The organism is Elioraea sp. Yellowstone, from assembly GCF_006704265.1.
In the GTDB taxonomy this organism is placed as follows: domain Bacteria; phylum Pseudomonadota; class Alphaproteobacteria; order Acetobacterales; family Acetobacteraceae; genus Elioraea.
This window is the reverse complement of record NZ_VIKA01000310.1, coordinates 1-835: the sequence shown is the minus strand read 5'-3', so window position 1 is coordinate 835 and position 835 is coordinate 1. Positions and strand designations below refer to the sequence as shown.

The 835-nt window shown below is 79.5% G+C and carries 1 protein-coding gene and 1 pseudogene; both read left to right on the top strand.

The annotated features are described in order from the left end of the window. A pseudogene (locus FK498_RS19625) lies at positions 1-396 on the top strand (hypothetical protein); the annotation flags it as partial. Positions 397-405: 9 nt separating this feature from the next. Continuing rightward, the coding region (locus FK498_RS18880; RefSeq protein WP_141857266.1) for a heme biosynthesis HemY N-terminal domain-containing protein at positions 406-835 on the top strand (430 nt) is incomplete at its 3' end.

Genomic DNA, 835 nt, shown 5'->3' with positions numbered 1-835 from the left:
GCGCTGCCCCGGGGCGTGGTCGTGCCCGCGAGCCTTGCCGCCTTCGCCGACCGCGCCCCACCGACCCTCGCGACACTGCGGCTCGGCTTCGACGCCGCCGCGCGCGCCGCGCGCGAACGGCGCGAGCCGGCCGAGGGCGATCTCTTCGAACGCGCCGCCGGACGGCTCGCCGGGCTGGTGACGGTGCGGCGCGGCGAGACCGTGGTGCTGGGCGACGGCACTGCCGCCCGGCTCGCCGAGGCCGGCAGGCGGCTCGATGCCGGCGACCTCGACGGCGCGCTCGCCGCGCTCGCCGATCTGCCGCCGCGCCCGGCCGAGGCGATGGCGGGCTGGATCGCCGAGGCGCGGGCGCTGCTCGCCGCGCGCGACGGCCTCGCCGCGCTCCTGGACGGCTGAGGCAGGACGATGCGCCGCGCCCTCGCCGTCCTGTTCATCCTCGCGCTCGCCGCTGCGGCCGCGCTCTGGATCGCCGACCGTCCCGGCACGGTCATGCTCGCGGTCGCCGACCTCGCGATCGAGGCGCCGCTCTGGCTGGCCGGGATTGCTCTCGCGCTCGCCCTGCTCGCGGTCGCGGTGGTGGTCTGGCTGCTCGCGCGGCTGCGCGGCTGGCTGCAGCGGCGGCGGCTCGCGAAGGCGCTGCGCCGGCGCGACGAGGGCGATGCGGCGGTCATCGCCGCCCTGGAGGCGCTCGCGGCGGGCGACGGGCCCGGGGCGCTGAGGAACGGCCGCAAGGCGCGCCGGCTGCTCGGCGACACGCCGCTGACGCTGCTGCTGAACGGCCACGCGGCGCGGGCGGCAGGCGAGATCGAGGCGGCCGAGCGGAGCTTCCGCAGCC